This is a genomic window from Plantactinospora sp. BC1 (assembly GCF_003030345.1).
Lineage (GTDB): Bacteria > Actinomycetota > Actinomycetes > Mycobacteriales > Micromonosporaceae > Plantactinospora.
Genome location: NZ_CP028158.1, coordinates 7450150 through 7471781 on the forward strand (window position 1 = coordinate 7450150; position 21632 = coordinate 7471781).

Consider the following 21632-nt stretch of genomic DNA (forward strand, 5'->3'; position numbering starts at 1 on the left):
GGTTGAACAAATTAGGGCCGCCTGCCGGGCGGCCGGAATAAGGCGGTGAGGTTAATTCAGGTAACGGTTACGTAACGAGGTGGAATCATCCGGATAGGACAGACATATCCGTCGGGGCGCCGGTCACGGCACCTCGCACCCCGGTACGTGGTCGAGCGCTGACACTATGCGATAGGTCACGGCCCTTTACGGATCCGTGACCGGCCACGTACGCTCGCCGACAAGTAACCCACGGGAGCCCGGTGGACCGGGCTGAGAGGGGGGCTGTCGAGCCCCCGACCGTCGAACCTGATCCGGGTAATGCCGGCGCAGGGAGGAGCGTTGCCGTGCTATCCATCGGACGACTTCACCTCATCACCGACACCCGACCCGGGCAGCGGGATCCGCTCGCGGTGGTCGACGCCGCCCTCTCGGTCGCCGGCCCCGAACTCGTCGTACAGGTCCGGGTGGCCGACGACACCGACGACCGGACGGCGTACGAGCTGGCCGCCGAGGTGACCCGCCGGTGTGCCGCCGTCGGGGCGTCCTGCCTGGTCAACGACCGGCTGCACCTCGCCCTCGCGATCGGCGCGGCCGGTGGGCACGTCGGTGCCCGCGACCTGCCGGTCGACGCCGCCCGCCGGGTGCTCGGCCCGGACGCCGTGCTCGGCGCGACCGCCCGCGACCCGGAGACCGGTGCGGCGGCGGTCGCGGCCGGCGCCAGCTATCTCGGCGTCGGCCCCTGCCACGCCACCTCCACCAAGGACGGACTCCCCGCCCCGATCGGCCCGGACGGAATCCGCCGGGTCGCCTCGACCGTGCCGGTACCGGTGATCGCGATCGGCGGGATCACCGCCGACCGGGTGCCGGCACTGCTCGCCGCCGGGGCGTACGGCGTCGCCGTGGTCGGCGCCGTCTCCGGCGCCGCCGACCCGGCCCGGGCCACCGCCGATCTCCTCACCGCCCTGCGCACCGATCCGCCCCCACCCGATCCGGGACGGGGAACATCGCCGGGGTGGGACCCCCGGCGCGGTTCCCCGCACTCCGGCGCGGGTGCGGGGGCGGGGGAATGCTAGGCGGGGACCGGGCGGCGGACGTCGCGGTGGTCGGCGGCGGCCCGATCGGGCTCGCCGTCGCCTGGCGCTGCGCCGCCCGGGGCCTGCGGGTCAGCCTCCACGACCCCGCGCCCGGCTCCGGCGCCTCCGACGTCGCGGCCGGAATGCTCGCCCCGGTCGCCGAGAGCTACTTCGGCGAGCGGACGCTGACCGGACTGCTGGTCGAGTCCGCTGCCCGCTGGCCGGCCTTCGCCGCCGAACTCGCCGAAGCGACCGGGCTGGACCTGGGCTATCGGACCGAGGGGACGCTGACCGTCGCGCTCACCTCCGACGACCTGGCCGAGGCGGAGCGGCTCTGGACGTACCAGCGGGACCTGGGGCTGCCGGTGACCCCGCTGCGGCCGGCGGAGCTGCGGGACCGCGAACCGCTGCTGGCCACCCGGCTGCGCGGCGGCGCGCTCGCCGCCAGCGACCACCAGGTCGACCCGCGCCGGCTGGTCACCGCGCTGCGGGCCGCCGTCGAACGCGCCGGGGTGACGGTGCTGTCCCGACCGGTCCGGGACCTCGCCGAACTGGACGCGGCGGCGACGGTCGTCGCGGCCGGCTGCGGCACGGCGGCGCTGACCGGCCTGCCGGTCCGGCCGGTGAAGGGGCAGATCCTGCGGCTGCGCGCGCCCGGCGGCGCGGCGCCCGGCTTCCGGCACGTGATCCGGGGCCACGCCGACGGCCGGCACGTCTACCTGGTACCCCGGACCGACGGCGAGGTGGTGGTCGGGGCCACCGTGGAGGAGCGCGCCGACCTCGGCGTCACCGCCGGAGCGGTACTCGACCTGCTCCGCGCCGCCACCGACGTGCTCCCGGAACTCGGCGAGTACGAGCTGGTCGAGGCGCGCTCCGGGCTGCGCCCCGGTACGCCGGACAACGCACCGCTGCTCGGCCCGCTGCCGGACCGGCCCGACGTGGTGGTCGCGGCCGGACACTTCCGGCACGGCATCGTGCTCACCCCGCTCACCGCCGACCTGATCGCCGACCTGCTGGCCACCGGCGTACCGGATCCGGCGCTCGGACCGCTCTCGCCGGCCCGGTTCGCCGACCCGGTCCCGCCCGGGCCGACTCGGGTCGGGCGGGCGGCGCCAGCGGGAGCGGGTGCGGAGGCGGAAGCCGAGGCGGGAGCGGAGGCAGGTGACGGGCCGGTGCCCGGCGGGAGGCCGGGGCCGGACGACGGAACGACCAGGGTGGGGAGGACACGGTGGAGCTGACCGTGAACGGAGTCGAAGAGCGGCTGCCCGGCGAGTTGACCGTGGCGGAGCTGGTGCAGCGGATCACCAGCGCACACCGGGGCGTGGCGGTCGCGGTCAACGGCGAGGTGGTGCCGCGCGGCGGCTGGCCGGCCCGGCAACTCCGGGACGGCGACCGGGTCGAGGTGCTGACCGCGGCGCAGGGCGGGTGACGCGCGATGTCGATCGGAGCACCCGACCCCGAACCCGGATTCGTGCTCGCCGGTGAGAAGTTCGACTCCCGGCTGATCCTCGGCACCGGCGGGGCGACCAGCCCGTACGTGCTTGAGCAGACGATCCGGGCCAGCGGCAGTGAACTGGTCACCGTCTCGCTGCGCCGGATCGACAGCAACGCCACCATGGGCGGCGGAGTGCTGGAGGTACTCGGCCGGTGCGGCGTACGGCTGCTGCCGAACACCGCCGGCTGCCGTACCGCCGCCGAGGCGATCACCGTGGCGCAGCTCGCCCGGGAGGCGTTCGAGACGTCGTGGATCAAGCTGGAGGTGATCGGCGACGAGCGGACCCTGCTGCCGGACGCGGTCGAGCTGGTCAGCGCCGCCGAGCGGCTGGTCGCCGACGGGTTCACGGTGCTGCCGTACGTCACCGACGACCCGGTGCTGGCCCGCCGGATGCAGGATCTCGGCTGTGCTGCGGTGATGCCGGCGGGCGCGCCGATCGGTTCCGGGCTGGGCATCAACAACCCGCACAACCTGCGGCTGCTGCGGCAGAACGTGGACGTACCGGTGATCCTGGACGCGGGCGTCGGCACCGCCTCGGACGCGGCGCTGGCGATGGAACTCGGCTGCGACGCGGTGATGCTGGCCAGCGCCGTCACCCGGGCGGCCGACCCGGTACGGATGGCCACCGCCATGCGGTTCGCCATCGAGGCGGGCCGGCTGGCCGCCGGGGCGGGACGGATCCCCCGACGCTTCCACGCGCTGGCCTCCACCCCGGACGAGGGGCGGCCCGAGCTGTGACCGGGCCCCGGGGAATCGTGCTGGTCACCGACCGGTGGCAGGCGAACCGGCCGCTCGACGAGGTGGTCCGGGCCGCGGTCGACGGCGGGGTCCGATGGGTACTGCTGCGGGAGCGGGACCTGCCCCGACCCGAGCGGCTCGACCTGGCCCGGCGGCTGCGCGCGATCCTCGCCCCGGTGCGCGGCACCCTGCTGGTCGCCGGGCCGGACCCGCTCGACGGCGACGCGGTGCACCTGCCGGCCGCCGGCCCCTATCCGGCACCGGCGCTGCCGCTGGTCGGCCGCTCCTGCCACGACCTCGCCGAGCTGGGGCGACTCTGCACGGAGGACTACGTGACGCTCTCGCCGGTCTATCCGAGCCCGTCCAAGCCCGGATACGGCCCGCCGCTCGGCCCCGCCGGCCTGGCCGGGCTGGTCACCCGCAGCCCGGTACCGGTGGTCGCGCTCGGCGGCATCGGCACACCCGAACAGGTCGACGCCTGCCTGGCGGCGGGTGCGGCCGGTGCGGCGGTGATGGGTGCGGTGATGCGCTCGGCCGACCCGGCCCGGCTGGTCCGCGACCTCTGCGCGGCCGTCCAGGCCCGGGCCGGTGTGCCGGTACCGGCCGCTCCGGCAGCGGAGCGTTCGCGGTGACCCCGCCGGTGGTGCTGACCGTGGCCGGCTCCGACTCCGGGGCGGGCGCGGGAATCCAGGCCGACCTGAAGGTCTTCGCCGCGCTCGGGGTCTACGGCACGTCGGTGCTCACCGCGGTCACCGCGCAGAACACCCACGAGGTACGGGCGGTCTTCCCGGTCTCCGCCGAGATGGTGAGCGCCCAACTCGACGCGTTGACCGAGGACCTGCCGCCGCTGGCGGTGAAGACCGGGATGCTCGGCGACGCCGAGATCGCGGCCGCGGTGGCCGGAGCCGCCCGGGCCGGCCTGCTGCCGAACCTGGTGGTCGACCCGGTGCTCGTCTCGACCAGCGGAGCCCGGCTCGGCGTGGTCGGGGCGATCGAGCGGCTGCTGCCGTACGCCCTGGTGGCGACGCCGAACCGGGCGGAGGCGGCGGCGATCCTCGGCCGTACCGTCTCCGGTCCCGACGAGATGGCGCAGGCGGCCCGGCAGCTCGCCGCGGGCGGCCCCCGATACGTCGTGGTGACCGGCGGCGACAGCGACGACTCGGGGCTCGCGACCGGCGGCGGCGAGGCGTTCGGCGGCGCCGTCGACGCGCTCTGGACCGGCGCCGAGGTGCGGCTGTTGCGCGGGCCGTGGGTGCCGACCCGGAACACCCACGGCACCGGCTGCTCGTTCTCGGCCGCGATCGCCGCCCGACTGACCCTCGGCGACCAGGTGCCGGAGGCGGTGGCCTTCGCCAAGGAGTACGTCACCCGCGCGCTGCTCGGTGCCCGGAACTGGTCGTTGGGGCGCGGTCACGGGCCGCTGGACCACTTCGGCACCTCCGGTACGGCGGCGGGCGTCGGGTCCGGCCCGTCCAGCGGGTCCGGTTCATCCAGCGGATCCGGCTCATCCAGCACAGGGAGGTTGTCATGAACGCTCGTCGCAAGGTGTACGTGACGGGGGCGCGTCCGGACGTCCGGGTGCCGTTCGCGGAGGTCGAACTGGCCGGCGACGAACCACCGGTACGGCTCTACGACACGTCCGGTCCCGGCTCGGACCCCGCCGAGGGGCTGCCTCCGCTGCGCGGGGCGTGGATCGCGGAACGCGGCGACGTGGCACCGGTACGCGGTGCCGGCACCCCGCTGGCCGGCCGGGACGGCGCCCGACCCACCCAACTCGGCTACGCCCGGGCCGGGATCGTCACCCCGGAGATGGAGTTCGTGGCGGTCCGGGAGGGGATGCCGGCCGAGGTGGTCCGGGACGAGATCGCGGCCGGCCGGGCGGTACTGCCGCTGAACGTCAACCACCCCGAGTGCGAGCCGGCGATCATCGGCAAGCGGTTCCTGGTGAAGGTCAACGCCAACATCGGCACCTCGGCGGTCACCTCGTCGATCGCCGAGGAGGTGGAGAAGCTGACCTGGGCCACCCGGTGGGGTGCGGACACCGTGATGGACCTCTCCACCGGCAAGCGGATCCACGAGACCCGGGAAGCCATCATCCGCAACTCCCCGGTGCCGATCGGGACCGTTCCGATCTACCAGGCCCTGGAGAAGGTCGGCGGTGACCCGGTGAAGCTCTCCTGGGAGGTCTTCCGGGAGACCGTGATCGAGCAGGCCGAGCAGGGCGTCGACTACATGACGGTGCACTCCGGGGTACGCCTCGGCTACGTGCCGCTGGCGGTCAACCGGGTCACCGGGATCGTCTCCCGGGGCGGCTCGATCATGGCGGCCTGGTGCCTGGCGCACCACGAGGAGAACTTCCTCTACACCAACTTCGCCGAACTCTGCGAGATCCTCGCCCGCTACGACGTCACGTTCTCGCTCGGCGACGGGCTGCGGCCCGGATCGATCGCGGACGCGAACGACGAGGCGCAGTTCGCCGAGCTGCGTACCCTCGGGGAGCTGACCTCGGTGGCCTGGGAGCACGGCGTACAGGTGATGATCGAGGGGCCGGGCCACGTGCCGATGCACAAGATCAAGGAGAACGTGGACCTCCAGCAGGAGCTGTGCCACGAGGCACCGTTCTACACCCTCGGGCCGCTGACCACGGACATCGCCCCGGCGTACGACCACATCACCTCGGCGATCGGCGCCGCGATGATCGGCATGTTCGGTACCGCCATGCTCTGCTACGTCACCCCCAAGGAGCACCTTGGGCTGCCGGACCGGGACGACGTCAAGGCGGGGGTGATCGCGTACAAGATCGCGGCGCACGCCGCCGACCTGGCCAAGGGGCACCCCGGGGCGCAGGCCTGGGACGACGCGCTGTCGAAGGCGCGGTTCGAGTTCCGCTGGGAGGACCAGTTCAACCTGTCGCTGGACCCGGAGACCGCCCGGGCGTACCACGACGCCACCCTGCCGGCGACGCCCGCCAAGACGGCACACTTCTGCTCCATGTGCGGCCCGAAGTTCTGCTCCATGAAAATCACCCAGGAGCTGAAGGAGTACGCGGCACAGGGCATGCAGGAGAAGTCGACCGAGTTCCTGGCCTCGGGCGGCAAGGTGTACCTGCCACTGGCCTGAACCCCTGGCGGCGGTGCGCCCGTCCGGCTCCCGACGCACTGCCGTGGGCTCATCGGCTCCCGCGCGCCGCCGGTGGGTTCTGAGCGGTCGGTGGCCGGAGCGGCGGAGTTCGTTCACCTGGACGCCAGAGGCGTTATCCGGCGGTGGATACGCCTCTGGTGTCCAGGTCGAGCCGGCGCCGCGCCCGCTCGGATGGGGGCAGCGGTCAGTCGGCGTGGTGCCGGCCGGTCGAGCGCAGCGAACGGCGTACGCTCCGGTCCAGCCCGAGGTCGTCCGCCGCCGGGTCGGGCTCGCTGAGCCCGCTCACCCAGTCGACGTACTCCTCGTCGCGGGCAGGCACCGGTTCCTCCGTACGGTTGCGGCCCTTCGCCTCCCGCTGCTTCGACTCGCCCCTGCCCGGCTTCGACTCTCCCTTGTCCTGCTTCGAGTCGCCCTTGCCGGTCTCGACGGTGCCGGTCTGCTCGGCGGCGTCGGTACCACCCCGGTTGCGCCGGAACAGGCCGCGACGGAGCCGCCCCGCCGGCCGCTGCGCGTCTCCGGTGCCCGACCCGGACTCGACCTCGGCGGTGGTCTCCGGCCCGGGTCCGGCCGGCGGCGTGCCACGATCCGGCCTGGGTCCGGCCGGCGGCGTGCCACGATCCGGCCCGAGTTCGGCCGGCGGCGTGCCTCGATGCGGGCCGAGTTCGGCCGAGGGCGCACTGCGACCAGGGGCGGGTTCGGCCGGGGACATGCCGCGACCAGGTGCGGGTCCGGCCGGGGGCGTGCCGCGATCCGGGGCGGCGGCCCGGCCCGAGGTAACCCCGAGCTGGTCCGGCGTATCCCCGACCTGGCCCGGGCCATCCCCGGCGACCACCGGGATGGGCGGGATCCGTTCGGTACGGGTGGGGTCTGCTCCGCTCGGCTCCGTTCGGTTCCGTCCCGTCTCGGCCGATCCGGCTCCCGTCCCACCCGACCCGACCGGAGCCCGACCCGGTGTCGCCCCGATCCCGCCCCACTGCGCGGGGATACTGCCCGATCCCGTTCCGCTCGGGTACGACCGGTCGTCGCCGACCCGGCCGACGTCGTTCGACCCGCTGCCGAGGTCGCCCCGGCCGGTGCCGGAGGCGACAGTGCCGGAGGCGACGGTCCCGGAGGTGGCGGGGTCGGAGGTGGCGGGGTCGGAGGTAGGAGCCGGACCGGGGGTGGGGGCCGCACCACCCTCGCCCGTCCGGTGCGCCGATCCGATCGCCGGTCCGGTCGTCGATTCGGTCGCCCGTCTGGTCGTCGATTCGGTTGCCGGTCCGGTCGTCGCTTCGGACACCGGTCCGGTCTTCGTCGATTCGGCCGTCGGTTCGACACGGTCGGGGCGGGGACGGCTGACCGGCGTGAAGGCGTCCCAGACGTCGTCGCTACGGGACGGTGTCGCGGACGGCGGCGGTGGCGCGGACGGCGGCGGTGGCGCGGACGGCGGCGGTGGCGCGGACGGCGGCGGTGGCGCGGACGGCGGCGGTGGCGCGGACGGTGGTGTGGACGTCACCGCCGGTGGCGTCGCAGTGGCCGGTGGCTCCGGCGTTGTCGAGGGCGTTGTCGAGGGCGTTGTCGAGGGCGTTGCCGCAGTTGGTGTCGACGGTCCCGTGCCCCCCACCGGCGTCGACGGCGCGACCGGCGGCGTCGTGGTCGGCCAGAAGTCCTCGGTGCGAAGTCGGCGGGCACCGGCCCAACCGCCCGAGAACCCGGCATCCGTCGCAGCCGCGCCAGGTCCGCCGCCGGCCGGACCGGCCGATTCCGGGCCGCTTCGCTGACCGCTTTCGGGCACGGTCGGCACCGGTGACCCGAACCGGTCGGTGGGGGTCGAATCCTCCGTGGAGGTACGCGGGGACGGTACGCCCCTGCCGATGTCGAACGACCAGCTTCCGGGACTCGGCGGCTGCTCAGCCGAGGGCCTCGTCGGCTCGCTGGCCGGTCGCCCGCCGGCCGCCGCCGTACCAGGTGTCCAGGTGCGGGCCGGTGTCGGTCCGGTACTCGGGTCGCTGGCGCTGCCGCCGGCACCGGCCGGGGGTTCGTCGCGCGGGACGCCCAGCCGCCAGGTCGGGGCGGCCGAGGTACCGCCGCCGCTCGGCGAGGTCACCGTCGGGATGGTCTCGGTGGGTGCGTCGTCGACGCCATCGGCACCGGACGTCCGGCCGCTGCCGCTCCCGTCCGGCGTCCTGGCGGTGCCGCTCTCACCTGGCGTTCCGCCGCTGCCACGCTCTGCGGTCGCCGCCGTGCCGGCGGTGCCGCCGAGCGTCGCGGCTGCGGTCGGGTCGGCTGCGGTCGGGTGGGCTGCGGTCGGGTCGGTTGCGGTCGGGTCGGCTGTGCCGGCCTGCTCCGGGGCGCCCGTGGCCAGCGCCGGGGTGGTCGTGGTCAGCGGCCAGCGGGCCCACGCCGCAAGCACCGAACCCAGCGCACCGGCACCGACGGCGATCAGTGCGCCCCAGTACGGTGCCGCCTGGTAGGCGTCGGCCGAGTCACCCGGGCCGGCGACGAGGTACGCCAGGGCGAGCATCGCCGGGCCCGCCACCCCGCAGCTGGCGACCACCGGCGTCGGCAGCTCGCGCCGCCGGGCCAGGGCACCGGTGAGGGCGCCCGCGACCAGGGCCAGCGCCGGCATGGTGACCACCGCCAGCCGCTGGCTGGTACCGGCGCTGAGCCAGCTCGGGTCGACGCCGCCGAGCCGGACGGCGGGCAGCGGGTCGGTGGGGCCGAGCGAGGGGAGTACGGAGAGTACGGCGAGGAACCAGATCGCCCCGGTCACCGCCCCGATGTTCCAGACCACCGGACGCTGGCTGAGCGCGGCCAGGGCGGCGACGAACCCGACCCCGGCACCGATCAACGCGGCCACCCCGGTCAGGCTGACCGGGTCTGCCGAGGCGACCTGCGCCGCCCGGGCGGGCTGCATGGAGAGCGGGGCCACCGCGAGTGCGCCGAGGGCGGCGAGCGCGGAGATGACGGCTCGGTTGCCGAGCGTGCTGGGTAGGGTGTACCTGCGGGCGAGCCGGTCCGCCAGCATCGCGCCGAGCACGGCCGCCACCATGGCGAACCAGCCGACCCAGCCGAGCTGGGCGGGCCAGTGGTTCACCGTGGCGCCGTCGAAACCGCGGTTGAAGCGGACGAGGCCGAGGCCGTACGCGATCCCCAGCTGGCCGGCGCCGCTGACGATCCCGACGAGGAGTGCGGCGAGCAGCACTCTGCCCCAGGTCCGGTAGGCCATGCCGGGCACGTTACGCACTCGTCCGGCCGGCCCGCCACCCTGGGCCGGACGTCGGGCACCGGCAGGGGCGCCCGACCGGCTGCCGATCGTGCTGACCGTCGGGTCAGCGCTGCTGGTCCGCCTGGCCGCTGCCGCTCAGGGCCAGGCCGGGGCCGCTCTCGGGGTGGTCGATCAGGAGTTCGTGCAGTTCCGCGCTGGCCCGGGCGACGTCCTCGAAGTGCGCGTTGCGGCCCAGGGAGCGGGGACGCGGGATGTTGATGTCGAGCACCTTGCGGATCTGCCCGGGGCGCGGACTGAGTACGACGACCCGGTCGGCGAGCAGCACCGCCTCGTCGATCGAGTGGGTGACGAAGACGATCGTCGCCGAGTGCTCCATGTGAATCCGCTGGAGTTCGACCGAGAGTTCCTCCCGGGTCAGCGCGTCCAGCGCGGAGAACGGCTCGTCCATCAGCAGCACCTTCGGCTGCTGGATCAGGGCCCGGCACAGCGACACCCGCTGCTGCATGCCGCCGGAGAGTTCGTGCGGAAGCCGCTTCTCGAACTCGCTGAGCCCGACCATCGACAGCAGTTCGCGGGCCCGGTCGCGGTGCGCGGCCTTGCTCCAGCCGAAGATCTCGGTGGGCAGCATGACGTTGTCGAGGACCGACCGCCAGGGCAGCAGCGCCGGGCGCTGGAAGACCATGGCGATGTCGCGCCGTGGCCGGGTGACGACCTCGTCCGCCACCCGGATCTCGCCCTCGGTCACCGGCAGCAGACCGGCGACCAGGCGCAGCAGGGTGGACTTGCCGCAGCCGGAGCGGCCCACCACGGCGAGGAACTCGCCCTCGGCGACGTCGAGGTCGATCCGCCGCAGCGCCTCGACGGAACCGGACCGACCACCGAAGGTCCGGGATACTCCGGAGAGTCGGATCATCGCTTTGCCACCCCATTCGACAGGTCGACAGTGTCGACAGGCTATCCCGGACGCCTTCCGGCGGCGAGGACTCGTTCCGCGCCGCCGGGCCGCGTCGTCGATCGCCGGCTCAGCCGGCCAGCCGCCAGCGGCCACCACGGGCCACCAGCAGGCTCAACGCCTGGGGCATCAGCCCCGAGTGGTTCTCCGGCGTCATCCGGATCGGGCCGGAGAGGCCGTCGGTCTCGGCGGTCTCCAGCAGGCTGCGGATGCGTGCCCGGTCCGGCTCCTCGCCGCCGCCGGCCCGTACCGCCGCGTCCACGATCAGTTGCAGCGCGTCGGCCGCGAACGAGGAGTACCCGTAGTAGCCGCCGAACCGGGCGGTGTAGTCCCGGAACCACTGCTTGCTCGCCGCCTTGGCCGGGGTGGTCGCGATCACGTCGTCGATCACCATGGTCTGGGTGAAGACCATCGTGGTCCTCTCCGCCGCGCCGCCGCTGTTGCCGATGAAGAGGTCGCCGGCGGCCACCGCGTCGAGGAAGATGTGGCCCTTGAAGCCCTCGGAGGCGAGGCGCCCGATCGCCAGGTTGGCCTGGTCGGCCGGGGTCCACACGATGATCGCGTCCGGCTCTTCCGCCACCAGTGCGGCGACCGGTTGGCTGACGTCGGTGTCGGTCACCTTCACCGTCCGCTTCGCCAGGATCGGGATGTCGGTGGCGTCCTCCTCGACGCCGACGAGTTCGCTCGCCAGCGTCCGCGCGCCCTCCTCGCCGTACTTGTCGGCGGTGTGCAGCAGGGCCACCGATTCGACGCCGCGGACCCGGAGTTCGGCGGCGATCGCGGCGACGTTGTCGCGGGCGTTCGGGCCGAGTTTGAACATGTATTCCCGGTCCGGTCCGGGTGCGGCGACTTCACCGGCGGGGGCGAGCGCGATCGTCGGAACCTGCTTGCTCTTCACCGTCTTCGCCGCACCGATGGCGCAGTCGTTACAACTGCCCATGATGATGCCGCTGATCGCCGGGTTGGCGGTGAAATCGCCGATATTGGTTGCCGAGATGCTGGGGTCGAACTTGTTGTCCCGGACCTCCAGGCGAACCCGACGACCGTCCAGCGCACCGGACTCGTTCAGTTGTTCGACCTTGAGTTCCAGTGCCCGCTGGTAGGCCTTGCCGACCTGTGGGGCCGCGCCGGACAGTTCCAGGTCGGCGCCGATCACGATCTCCCCGGACTCCTTCTCCGGCGCGCCGAACTGGCAGCCGGTCAGCGAGGTTGCCAGGATGGCCGACGCGAGCAGCGCGGGTATCGCGGAGCGGATGGGCCTCAACTCAGTCCTCCAGGTATCCGGCGCGGGCGGGGTGCTTGCCCGGCCGCCGATCCAGTCGTCCACAATGGATGGCAGCGATCTGCCGTACGGTTCACGCGAAGCCTTCAAACCCGCAAAACCTTGCCAATGCCGGACGCCTGGGTCAAGCGGTGGATGCCCGGCCGGTTTCGGGATGACGGGTCTCACATAGTGATAAGAGGGGGTACGGGTGCGGGATAACTTTCCAGATACAAGTGACCACTCTAGAGATATATGTGCTGATCAGAGACTTGCCGATTCATCGATCTCCCGGCGCCGAGGGTAGCCGACGTCCCATGATGGACCTTTGCTGCCCTCCCGTCGCTTCCCAAAGCGGCCTTCTTCTGATGAAATCGCGGCCGTGCCGCGTGCGGCTCGATCCGCTGCAGCAGGCATCGGTCGACGGGTCACGTAATGAAACGACGGAGGCGATGTCGTGAGCACCGGACCTACGACCCTGCCCGCAAAAGGTCTGCGGGGGGGCGCTGCACCGCGCCGCTGGCTTCCCCGGCTACGGGACACCCGGATCCGGTCCAAGCTCGCACTCCTGCTCGTCGTCCCGGTCGCCGCGGTCCTCGCGCTCGCCACGATCCGACTGGTCGACATCGGACAGGGCGCCTACCAGGCCGGCGTGCTCCGGTCGCTGACCGAACTCTCCGCCGACATCTCGGCGCTCACCCAGGACGTGCACAAGGAGCGGATCGCCGCCGCGCGGCTGCTGGCCGAGTCGAAGGAGACCACGACCGAGGCGTACGACGCGTACGTGCAGCGCACCGATGCCCGGATCGCCGCGTACAACGACCGGCGGGCCCAGGTCAGCGACGTCCCGGCCTCGGTGGAGGACCGGCTGCGGGTCATCGACGACCGGCTGGCGACGCTCAACGGCACCCGGCAGGAGGTGCTGGAGCGCCCGCAGATGCCACCCGGCGAGGCCACCCTGCGGTACGGCATGATCATCGGTGAACTCGTGGCGTACGGCGAGGCGCTCGGCCAGATCTCCGGGGAGAGCGCGGTCGGCGACAGCCTGCGTACCCTCTCCGCGCTCGCCCAGGCGAAGGAGGCGGTGGCCGAGGAGGAGGCGGTGGTCTACAGCGCCCTCGCCAACACCCAGGTGCTGGACCAGGAGCAGTTCTCGGCCTTCATCGCCACCCTGACCAGCCAGCAGGAGGCGCTGCTGGCCTTCGGCGCCTCCGCCAACGCCCGGCAGGAGGCGGTGGTCAACGGCGCCGTCACCGGCGACGCGGTGATCCTCGCCGACAAGGTGGCCCGGGACCTGACCCGGTCGGTCGGGCAGCGGGCACCGATCAGCGCCAGCTCGGCGGCGATCGCGATCGGCTCGATCAACGACCTGATGCGCTGGGCGGAGACGCTGCTCGAATCCGACCTGCTGGACCAAGCCGAGTCGGCCCGCTCCGAGGTCGTCCAGCAGGCGATCATCGAGTCGGTGATCGTGCTTCTCACGCTGATCGTCGCGCTCGCCCTCGCCGTGGTGCTGGCCCGGTCGCTCAACCAGTCGCTGCGCCGGCTCCGCGAGGGTGCGCTCTCGGTGGCCAACCACGACCTGCCCGAGGCGGTCCGCCGGCTCCGGGACGTCGGCACCATCGGCGACGGCGGCGTCGACGAGATCGTCCGGCAGGTCCGGGACCCGATCCGGCTCAACAACAAGGACGAGGTGGGCCAGGTCGCGCTGGCCTTCAACGTCGTACACAAGGAAGCGGTCCGGATCGCGGCCGAGCAGGCCGCCCTGCGGACCAGCGTCTCGGCGATGTTCCTCAGCCTGGCCCGCCGAAGCCAGACCCTGGTCGACCGGATGATCGGTGAACTCGACGCGATCGAGCGGGGTGAGGAGGACCCGAAGCGGCTGGCGCAGCTCTTCGAGCTCGACCACCTGGCCACCCGGATGCGCCGCAACGACGAGAACCTGCTCGTGCTGGCCGGCGCCGACTCGACGGCGCCCCGCCGCGAGGACGCGTTGCTGATCGACGCGCTGCGGGCCGCGCAGTCCGAGGTGGAGCTCTACAACCGGATCGAGTTCGGCACCGTCGATCCGGACATCTCGGTCGCCGCGCACGCGGTCAACGACGTGGTCCGGCTGGTCGCCGAGCTGCTCGACAACGCGACCCGCTTCTCGCCGCCGCACACCACGGTGGTCGCCGACGCCCGCCGGATCCGCGACTACGTGTTGATCCAGGTGGAGGACCGGGGACTCGGCCTCAGCGAGGAGCAGATGGACGCCCTCAACCGCCGGCTGGCCGAACCGCCGGCGGTCGACGTGGCGGCCTTCCGGCTGATGGGCCTCGCGGTGGTGGGCCGGCTGGCGCACCGGCACGACATCCGGGTCGACCTGCGCCGCAACGTCGAGGGCGGCACGGTCGCCCAGGTCACCCTGCCGGCCAGCACGGTGGTGCTGCCGAACCCGCGCGGTCGCGACCAGGTCCTCGGCCGGCAGCGGCAGCCGCTCGCCGTCGAGCAGGGACCGGCCACCGGCCGGCCGTCGACCGGCGCCGCCTGGCAGGAGACGCTCTCTCCGGTCGGCGCGTCGCGTACCGCCGGCACCCTGACCGAGCAGTGGCGCAGCGCGGCGGGCAACCAGTGGCAGACCGGGGGTGACCCGGCCGGAGCGATGCCGGCCAGCACCGGTGCGCCGGTCAACAGCCAGTTGACGGCGAGCCAGTTGCCGGCGATGCCCGCGCCGACGTACCAGCAGGGCATGACGCCGACCTACCAGAACCCGGCGTCGACGGCACCGCCCGCGCACACGGGTCTGGCCGGTTCGACCGGGGTCACCTCGCCGACCGTGCAGTACCCGACGGTCGCGTCCTCGCTGCCGCAGCGCGGCGGCATGGGTGCCGGCCCGGCCGCGACGCACGCCATGACGCCCGCCGGGGCGGCACCGTCCGGCCTGCCCTCCGGCCCGGTCGCGGGTACCCCGGTGAACGCCGCCTCCGCGGTCGCGCCCCGGGTGGAGGACACCGGCGAGGCGCCGATCTTCCGCGAGATGGAGGCGGTCTGGTTCCGTTCCCACGGCTCGGACTCGACCGCGATCTTCACCGTGCCGCCGGGCGGCTACCAGTCGCCACCGGCACCGAGTGCTCCGCCGTCGCCGAACTCGGCGACCCCGGGCCGTACCCCGCTGACCCCCCGCACTCCCGGGCGTTCGGCACCGCCACCGGCCCCCTACGCACCACCGACGCCGCCACCGGCGGCCGCACCGCCACCGGTCCCCGCGCCCGCGCCGGCCGCGGCACCTCCGGCGCCGACCGCGCCCGCGCCGGCCGGACAGGCCGGGCCCGAGGGATCCTGGCGGACCGCGGCCGACGAGGGCTGGGCCCGGGCCAGCCGGGCGGCGGAGCCGGCCGCCGCTGGCACGACCCGGTCCGGCCTGCCGAAGCGGGTACCCCAGGCGCAACTCGTGCCCGGTGGCGTCGAGCCCAAGACCGGGCGCGAGCGGACCAGGCGTACCCCGGACGAGGTGCGCGGTCTGTTGTCGGCCTACCACCGTGGCGTACAGCGCGGGCGGACGGCCGGTTCCGAGCAGAACGGCATGATCTCAACCAAGGAGACGAGCGGATGAACAGGCCAGCAGCGATGCAGGACATGGGTTGGCTGCTCAGTAACTTCGCCGACAGCGTCGCCGGCATCGCACACGTCGTCGCGGTCTCGGCGGACGGCCTGCTCCTCGCCTCGTCCCGGGACCTGCCGCCGGACCGGGCCGACCAGCTCGCGGCGATCACCTCCGGCGTGGTCAGCCTGACCGACGGCGCCTCCCGGATGTTCAGCGCCGGCGGGGTGCTCCAGACGGTGATCGAGATGGACAGTGGCTACCTGTTCCTGATGTCCATCAGCGACGGTTCCTCGATGGCGGTGCTCGCCGCCCGGAGCTGCGACGTGGGCCAGGTCGGCTACGAGATGGCGCTGCTGGTGGAACGGGTCGGTGCGGCGCTGGTGCCGTTGCCGCGCGAGGCCGTTTCGCGTCCGTAATCCGGCGCACACGAAGGATGGCAACGGTGAAACCGCGACTCGACTCTGAGGAGGTGACCACGGTATGGAGGGACGACGCGATGACCCGCGTGGCGCGCTCGTCCGACCGTACGCGGTCACCCGCGGCCGTACCGAACCTCGCCAGGACATCGCGCTCGAGGCGGTGCTCGTGGCGAGCCCGGCCGCGGTCGTGGAGTCCCGGTTCGCCGGCCATGACAAGCACCGCATCGCCACGATCTGCGAGGGCCGGGCGCAGTCACTGGCGGAGATCGCCGCGTACACCCGGCTGCCGTTGGGTGTCGCCCGGGTGCTGGTCGCCGACATGGTGGCGGACAGCCTGCTGACGCTGCACAATGCCGCTCCACCGTCGGAGGCGTACGAGGAGCGGATGGAACTGCTTGAGAGGGTGCTAAGTGGACTTCGCAGGCTATGACTCGGCCAGGCCGCGTCGCGGCGGTGGTGGCGGTGGCGGCGGCGGTGGTGGTGGCGGGATCACCTCCGCGAAGATCGTTATTGCCGGCGGGTTCGGGGTCGGCAAGACGACGCTCGTGGGCGCGGTCTCGGAGATCACCCCGCTGACCACCGAGGCGGTGATGACCGCGGCCGGGGTCGGCATCGACGACCCCTCCAAGGTGCCGGGCAAGGAGACCACCACGGTCGCCATGGACTTCGGCCGGATCACCATGGCCCAGGACCTGATCCTCTATCTGTTCGGCACGCCCGGACAGACCCGGTTCTGGTTCATGTGGGACGAGATCATCCGTGGTGCCGTCGGCGCGGCGGTGCTGGTCGACACCCGGCGGATCACCGACGCGTTCGCGCCGCTGGACTACTTCGAGAACCGGCACCTGCCGTACGTCGTGGCGTTGAACTGCTTCGACGGCGCACCGCAGTACGAGGCGGAGGAGGTACGCGAGGCGCTCGCGATCGCCCCGCACGTGCCGCTGGTGATGTGCGACGCCCGACACCGCGAGTCGGTCAAGCACGTGCTGGTGAACGTGGTACAGCACGCGATGGAGACGTTGCGTGCGGAGCACGGCCGGGGCCAACCCACCCCGGTCGGCTGACCCTCGCGATACGCAGGCTTGCCGGGCCCGGGGAGGCTCCGCGGTTCAATCCTGCACAACGAGAGGGACAGACATGCCACAGCACGATGGCCCCGATGGCGGCTCCGTAGTCGTCATCGGGGGTACCTCCGGCCTCGGCCGGGACGTGGCCGAGCACTACGCGAAGCGGGGCCTTGAGGTCGTCGTCACCGGCCGCGACGCGGCCCGGACCGAGGCGGTCGCCGCCGAGATCGGTGGCCGGACGACGGGTCTCGCCGTCGACCTCGCCAGGCCCGAGTCCATCGCCGCCGCGCTCGCCGGGATCGGCGAGATCAAACACCTTGTCCTCTCCGCCTTCGTCCGGGACGTCAACAAGGTCGCGGACTACCAGATCGACCGCGCCGTCAGCCTGGTAACGGTCAAGCTGGTCGGCTACACCGAGGTGGCGCACACCCTCGCGTCCCGGCTCTCCCCGACCGGTTCGATCCTGCTCTTCGGCGGCGGTTCCAAGGACCGGCCGTTCCCGGGTTCGGCGACGGTCTCCACGGTCAACGCCGGGGTGGTGGGGCTGGTCAACGTGCTCGCCGCCGAGCTGCGGCCGGTCCGGGTCAACGCCCTGCACCCGGGCATCGTCGGCGACAGCCCGTTCTGGGCCAAGCAGCCGGCCGAGGTGCACGAGACCTACCGGGCGCGTACCCCGACGGGCCGGCTGACCACCATGGCGGACGTCACCGACGCCGCCGTGTTCCTGCTGGAGAACCCGGCCGTCAACGGGGTCAACCTCAATATCAACGGCGGTTCCGGACTGATCTGACCCGGTGGGCGGATCACCGCCGGCCGTGGCCGCAGCGGTGATCCGCCCGATCGGTTCGGCGCGGGACGGGCCGGCTCAGGCGGAGATCTTCCGGGCCCACGGCACCGCGAGCCGTTCGGCCACGACGACCGCGTAGAAGACGCTGATCCCGATCACCCCGGTCAGGGTGATCGCGGCGAACGCCAGCGGGGTGTCGAAGGACTGCTGGGTGTTGTAGATGATCGCCCCGAGCCCCTGGTTCAGGGTCTGCAACTCGGCCACCACGGCGCCGATCAGCGAGAGCGTGATGCCGAGTTTCAGCCCCACGAAGAGCTGGGGCAGCGCCCAGGGCAGCCGTACCTTCAGGTAGGTCTTCAGTCGGGACGCGGAGAGCGACCTGGTCAGCTCGTAGAGGTCGGTCGGGGTGGAGGTCAGGCCCGCCATGGTGGCGATCATGACGGGGAAGAACGCGATCAGGACGACCAGGGTGAGCTTCGTCCGCGCGTCGTAGCCGATCCAGAGGATCAGCAGCGGTATGAGCGAGACCTTCGGCACCGCGTTGAATGCCACGATCATCGGCAGGGTGGCCTGCTCGATCAGGCGCGAGCTGGTCAGCAGCAGCGCCGCGACGATCCCGCCGACCGCCGCGAGACCGAAGCCGACGAGGGTTCCCCAGAGGGTCGCCCAGGCCGCTTCGAACAGATAGGCGGGCTGCCGGCGGAAGGCGTCGACGACCTCCGGCGGCGACGGCAGGAAGAGGGTCCGGACGTCGAAGACGACGGTCACCAGCCACCACAGGGCGATCGCGAGGACGGTGCCGGTGATCGGCAGCGCGACCCGGGCGCCGGGGGAGAGGTTTTGCCGGCCGGTCACCGGAACCACCCCGGTCTGCGGCCGGCGCAGGGGCCTGCCGGCCGGCACCGCGGGTCGTGGGCATCGCTGTCCGGAGGGGTACGGACGCGCAACATGTTCGCTCCTCTGCGTCGAAAAGGGGACGGCGAGTGGCTGTCCACTCGCCGTCCCCGAGGTGTCACGCCGTCGGTCAGGCCTTGGGCGCGATGGAGAAGTCGATGACCTTGTCCGGGGTGAGGCCGGCCGGGATCAGCTCGGCGCCCTGGAGGATCGCGATGGCCCGGGCGGCACGCTGCTCGTCGAGCGCGCCGATCGTGTTACCCGGTGCCGAGGTGACGTACGGCGTCATCAGCTTGATCTCCGCCGCCGCGCCCTGCTCGTTCACGTTCGGGTTGTTGGCCTTCATGATCTTGGCGGCCTCTTCGGGGTTCTCCACCGTGTACTTGAGGCCCTTCATCGCCGCGTCCTTGAAGCGCTTGACGATGTCCGGGTTCTCCTGGGCGTACTTGGCGGTGGTGGTGAGGCCGGTGCCGAGCAGGTCCCGCAGGTAGTCGGTGAGCGGCATGACCGTCATCGTCTGCTTGGTCACCGTCTCCACCGTGTTCTTGGTGATGACGAAGGTGCTCAGCACGTCGACCCTCTTGCCCACCAGCAGGCCGACCAGGGACTGCGGGGTGGCCTCGACGAACTGGAGCCTGCTGGCGTCGAAGCCGGCGAGCTTGCCGTACGCCGGCAGCAGGGTCCGGGTGATCGAGCCGGCGGCGACGCCGACCCGCTTGCCCTCCAGGTCCTTCGGCTTGGTCACGCCGGAGCCGGGCGGCGCGAAGATCGCGACCAGCGTGCTCTGGTGCACCGCCGCGATCACCCGCATCTCGGTGACCTGCGCCTTGCCGGTCTGGATCATCAGCTGGGTCACGTCGCTGTAGGTGAACTGCGCCTTGCCGGAGAGCAGGCCCTGGTTGTTGGTGGCCGGGGCGCCCTGCTGAATGGTGACGTCGAGCCCGGCCTCGGAGAAGAAGCCCTTGTCCTTCGCCACCCACGCGAATGCGTCGTGGCCGCCGGTGCCGAACCCGGTGAGGTACGTCACCTTGTCCGGAGCCTTGCCGCCGGCGTCGCCGCCGTCGGAGTCGTCCGAACCGGAGCAGCCGGCGGTGACCAGCATGGCCGTGGCCAGCGCCGCAGCGGCCAGCACGCGTATACGCCTCGTCATTCCTACCTGTCCTTTGAGGAGAATCCATTGAGGATGTGGATCGGTCGCCCGGTTCAGGATCGGCCGCGTCCCGCTGATGGCGCCACGGGTGCAGATGATTGCCGGCGGCTCTCTATGGCCGGTGCCCGCCATGATCGTAATGCCTTGCCCGATGTCTCCGGCAGTCCTCCTGACGCGTTCGCGAGCAGGGTGTGACGCGACCCGAAATATTCTCTGTCAGGGCGATCGGGCGCCTCCACCCGTCCCCTGTGCACAGTCCCGGAGGGCAGTTTACGGGCGCTTCCGGGACGTTGCGGCCTTACCCTGCCAACCGCCTGTCCGCCAGTCAAGGGATCAAACCGAGCCGATACCCAAGCGTGAGGCGGCGGCTCGCGGGCCGTCGCCCCTGGTGAAGCTTCCTCTGGTCGGGACCGGCCTCAGTCGACCGGCAGCCGGTAGCCGCGTTTGACCACGGTCTGCACGACCCCCGGGGTGCGCAGTCCGGCCCGCAACCGGGCCACCGCCATCTCGACGGCGTGCTCGTCGGCGCCCCTCGGCAGGGTGCGCAGCAGGGCGGCCCGGGACATCACCCGGCCGGGGGTAGTCGCCAGGGCCCGGAGTACCGCCATCGGGGCCGGGGCCAGCGGGCGCAGCTCACCGTCCAGGATGGCCGCGTGCCCGCGCAGGGTCAGCAGGTGGCCGGCGACCTTGACGCTGATCGCCCGCTGCGGCAGCTCGTCGACGATGGTCCGGACCAGCGCGCCGAGGCGGGCCCGGCTCGGCGCCACCACCGGTACCCCGTACCGGCGCAGCGGCGCGGCGGTGACCGGCCCGACGCAGGCGGCCAGTACGTCCGAGCGCATCGCCTCCAGCACCGCGTCGGTACTCGACCCGGCGGCCCGGAGCAGTGCGGTGACCGCCGGTGCGGAGGTGAAGGTGACCGCGTCCACCAGCCGGCCGGCGATCAGGTCGACCAGCCGGTGCAGCGGGGCCGGGTCGGTCGGTGCCGCCCAGCGGTAGACCGGCACCTCGATCACGCTCGCCCCGGCCGCCTCCAGCGCCGCCGTGCACTCCGGCTGCCGCTCGCCGTGCAGCTGCATCGCGATCAACTGGCCGCGTACGCCACGCTGCCGCAGGTGCTCGATCACCTCGTCGCAGCTCTCCGAGGCGGGCGACCACTCGTCGTGCAGCCCGGCGGCCCGGATCGCGCCCCGGGCCTTCGGCCCCCGGCTGACGATGTAGGCCCGGCCCAGCACCGAGCGCAGCGGCTCGGCCAGCCCCCACCCCTCGGCCGCCTCCAGCCAGCCGCGCATCCCGATCCCGGTGTTCGCCATCAGCACGTCGGGCGGGTTGTCCAGGCAGGCCCGGGTCGCCGCCCGCAGTTCGGTGTCGTCGGCCAGCGGCACGATCCGCAGCGCCGGGGCGAGCACCACCCGGGCGCCGCGCCGCTCCAGCATGGCGGTGAGTTCGTCGCGGCGCCGGTCGGCGGTGACCCCGACGGTGAAGCCGGAGAGTTCGCCGGCCATCAGGCGCCCCCGGCCGGCCGGTGCCGAGGTGCCACCTCGACCAGCCCGTCCCGGCACCGCACCCGGTAGGTCGGCACCGCCACCCCGGGCACGTCGAGGCAGTCTCCGGTGCGCAGGTCGTACACCTGTTTGTGCAGCGGGGAGGCGACCGTCGGGATCTCGCCACGGCTGCCGACGATGCCCCGGGCCATCACGTACGCGCCGGCGATCGGGTCGCGCTGGCCGATCGCGAAGAGCCGGCCGTCGTGGGTGCGGAAGACCGCCACCTGGTCGCCGTCGACGAGTGCGGCCACCCCGCGCTCCGGCTCCAGCCGGGGGTACGGGCAGACGACCGTCCAGCGCACCTCCCCGGCGAGCTCGCCCAACCCCTCGTC

The 21632-nt window shown here is 72.9% G+C and carries 17 protein-coding genes, 2 pseudogenes and 1 riboswitch; of the genes and pseudogenes, 12 read left to right on the top strand and 7 right to left on the bottom strand.

Annotation, left to right across the window (positions count from 1 at the left end):
• The first annotated feature begins 221 nt into the window (after positions 1–221).
• Positions 222–332, top strand: a riboswitch (TPP riboswitch).
• The 7 genes and pseudogenes from thiE to thiC form a co-directional block, all read left to right on the top strand.
• A pseudogene (thiE, locus tag C6361_RS32715) lies at positions 327–947 on the top strand (thiamine phosphate synthase); the annotation flags it as partial. (Overlaps the previous riboswitch by 6 nt.)
• Positions 948–1048: 101 nt before the next feature.
• Positions 1049–2114 (top strand): annotated as a pseudogene (thiO, locus tag C6361_RS32720) (glycine oxidase ThiO); the annotation flags it as partial.
• 169 nt (positions 2115–2283) lie between these two features.
• Positions 2284–2484, top strand: a complete 201-nt coding sequence (thiS, locus tag C6361_RS32725) for a sulfur carrier protein ThiS (RefSeq protein ID WP_107260853.1) — start codon at positions 2284–2286, stop codon at positions 2482–2484.
• Between the two features lie 6 nt (positions 2485–2490).
• Positions 2491–3288 carry a thiazole synthase gene (locus C6361_RS32730; protein ID WP_107260851.1) on the top strand — a complete coding sequence of 266 codons (798 nt, stop codon included), beginning with the start codon at positions 2491–2493 and terminating at the stop codon, positions 3286–3288.
• Positions 3285–3920: a thiamine phosphate synthase gene (locus C6361_RS32735; RefSeq protein ID WP_107270096.1), complete on the top strand. Its 636-nt coding sequence runs from the start codon at positions 3285–3287 to the stop codon at positions 3918–3920. Before C6361_RS32730 ends, C6361_RS32735 begins: the two co-directional genes overlap by 4 nt.
• Complete coding sequence (thiD, locus tag C6361_RS32740) at positions 3917–4819, top strand: bifunctional hydroxymethylpyrimidine kinase/phosphomethylpyrimidine kinase (protein WP_107270097.1); 903 nt, start codon at positions 3917–3919, stop codon at positions 4817–4819. The genes C6361_RS32735 and thiD overlap by 4 nt, the downstream gene beginning before the upstream one ends.
• Positions 4816–6408, top strand: a complete 1593-nt coding sequence (thiC, locus tag C6361_RS32745) for a phosphomethylpyrimidine synthase ThiC (protein ID WP_107270098.1) — start codon at positions 4816–4818, stop codon at positions 6406–6408. The genes thiD and thiC overlap by 4 nt, the downstream gene beginning before the upstream one ends.
• A gap of 205 nt (positions 6409–6613) precedes the next feature.
• Here thiC and C6361_RS32750 read toward each other — a convergent pair whose 3' ends face one another.
• The 3 genes from C6361_RS32750 to C6361_RS32760 all read right to left on the bottom strand — a co-directional run bounded on the left by C6361_RS32750 (position 6614) and on the right by C6361_RS32760 (position 11853).
• Positions 6614–9637, bottom strand: coding sequence for an MFS transporter (locus C6361_RS32750; RefSeq protein ID WP_107270099.1), 3024 nt, complete (start codon positions 9635–9637; stop codon positions 6614–6616).
• Between the two features lie 103 nt (positions 9638–9740).
• Positions 9741–10550, bottom strand: a complete 810-nt coding sequence (locus C6361_RS32755; RefSeq protein ID WP_107260841.1) for an ABC transporter ATP-binding protein — start codon at positions 10548–10550, stop codon at positions 9741–9743.
• Positions 10551–10659: 109 nt separating this feature from the next.
• Positions 10660–11853: an ABC transporter substrate-binding protein gene (locus C6361_RS32760; protein WP_107260839.1), complete on the bottom strand. Its 1194-nt coding sequence runs from the start codon at positions 11851–11853 to the stop codon at positions 10660–10662.
• 454 nt (positions 11854–12307) lie between these two features.
• Between C6361_RS32760 and C6361_RS32765 the strand changes: the two genes are divergently transcribed.
• The 5 genes from C6361_RS32765 to C6361_RS32785 all read left to right on the top strand — a co-directional run bounded on the left by C6361_RS32765 (position 12308) and on the right by C6361_RS32785 (position 17712).
• On the top strand, positions 12308–15445 hold the full coding sequence (locus C6361_RS32765; RefSeq protein ID WP_107270100.1) for a sensor histidine kinase: 3138 nt from the start codon (positions 12308–12310) through the stop codon (positions 15443–15445).
• The gene (locus tag C6361_RS32770; RefSeq protein WP_101368105.1) at positions 15442–15852 is read left to right on the top strand and encodes a roadblock/LC7 domain-containing protein; all 411 of its coding nucleotides are present in this window, start codon (positions 15442–15444) and stop codon (positions 15850–15852) included. Before C6361_RS32765 ends, C6361_RS32770 begins: the two co-directional genes overlap by 4 nt.
• Positions 15853–15916: 64 nt before the next feature.
• A complete protein-coding gene (locus C6361_RS32775) occupies positions 15917–16285 on the top strand; it encodes a DUF742 domain-containing protein (RefSeq protein ID WP_107260835.1) in 369 nt (122 codons plus the stop codon).
• Positions 16266–16919: an ATP/GTP-binding protein gene (locus C6361_RS32780; protein ID WP_369930847.1), complete on the top strand. Its 654-nt coding sequence runs from the start codon at positions 16266–16268 to the stop codon at positions 16917–16919. Before C6361_RS32775 ends, C6361_RS32780 begins: the two co-directional genes overlap by 20 nt.
• Before the next feature lie 73 nt (positions 16920–16992).
• On the top strand, positions 16993–17712 hold the full coding sequence (locus tag C6361_RS32785; RefSeq protein WP_107260833.1) for an SDR family NAD(P)-dependent oxidoreductase: 720 nt from the start codon (positions 16993–16995) through the stop codon (positions 17710–17712).
• A 75-nt stretch (positions 17713–17787) separates the two neighbouring features.
• Here the strand turns inward: C6361_RS32785 and C6361_RS32790 are convergent, their stop codons facing one another.
• From C6361_RS32790 to nirD, 4 genes are all read right to left on the bottom strand, one after another.
• On the bottom strand, positions 17788–18564 hold the full coding sequence (locus C6361_RS32790) for an ABC transporter permease (RefSeq protein ID WP_107271324.1): 777 nt from the start codon (positions 18562–18564) through the stop codon (positions 17788–17790).
• Positions 18565–18733: 169 nt separating this feature from the next.
• On the bottom strand, positions 18734–19753 hold the full coding sequence (locus C6361_RS32795; RefSeq protein ID WP_159079594.1) for an ABC transporter substrate-binding protein: 1020 nt from the start codon (positions 19751–19753) through the stop codon (positions 18734–18736).
• A gap of 416 nt (positions 19754–20169) precedes the next feature.
• A complete protein-coding gene (locus tag C6361_RS32800; RefSeq protein ID WP_107270102.1) occupies positions 20170–21258 on the bottom strand; it encodes a uroporphyrinogen-III synthase in 1089 nt (362 codons plus the stop codon).
• On the bottom strand, positions 21258–21602 hold the full coding sequence (gene nirD / locus C6361_RS32805) for a nitrite reductase small subunit NirD (protein WP_107271325.1): 345 nt from the start codon (positions 21600–21602) through the stop codon (positions 21258–21260). Before nirD ends, C6361_RS32800 begins: the two co-directional genes overlap by 1 nt.
• Between the last annotated feature and the right edge of the window lie 30 nt (positions 21603–21632).

What these genes read in the sequence shown, in the direction of transcription:
- C6361_RS32730 (WP_107260851.1), top strand. Translation starts at nt 2,491, where the DNA reads ATGTCGATCGGAGCACCCGACCCCGAACCCGGATTCGTGCTCGCCGGT.
- thiC (WP_107270098.1), top strand. Translation starts at nt 4,816, where the DNA reads ATGAACGCTCGTCGCAAGGTGTACGTGACGGGGGCGCGTCCGGACGTC.
- C6361_RS32750 (WP_107270099.1), bottom strand. Translation starts at nt 9,637, where the DNA reads ATGGCCTACCGGACCTGGGGCAGAGTGCTGCTCGCCGCACTCCTCGTC.
- C6361_RS32755 (WP_107260841.1), bottom strand. Translation starts at nt 10,550, where the DNA reads ATGATCCGACTCTCCGGAGTATCCCGGACCTTCGGTGGTCGGTCCGGT.
- C6361_RS32770 (WP_101368105.1), top strand. Translation starts at nt 15,442, where the DNA reads ATGAACAGGCCAGCAGCGATGCAGGACATGGGTTGGCTGCTCAGTAAC.
- C6361_RS32775 (WP_107260835.1), top strand. Translation starts at nt 15,917, where the DNA reads ATGGAGGGACGACGCGATGACCCGCGTGGCGCGCTCGTCCGACCGTAC.
- C6361_RS32785 (WP_107260833.1), top strand. Translation starts at nt 16,993, where the DNA reads ATGCCACAGCACGATGGCCCCGATGGCGGCTCCGTAGTCGTCATCGGG.
- C6361_RS32795 (WP_159079594.1), bottom strand. Translation starts at nt 19,753, where the DNA reads ATGACGAGGCGTATACGCGTGCTGGCCGCTGCGGCGCTGGCCACGGCC.
- C6361_RS32800 (WP_107270102.1), bottom strand. Translation starts at nt 21,258, where the DNA reads ATGGCCGGCGAACTCTCCGGCTTCACCGTCGGGGTCACCGCCGACCGG.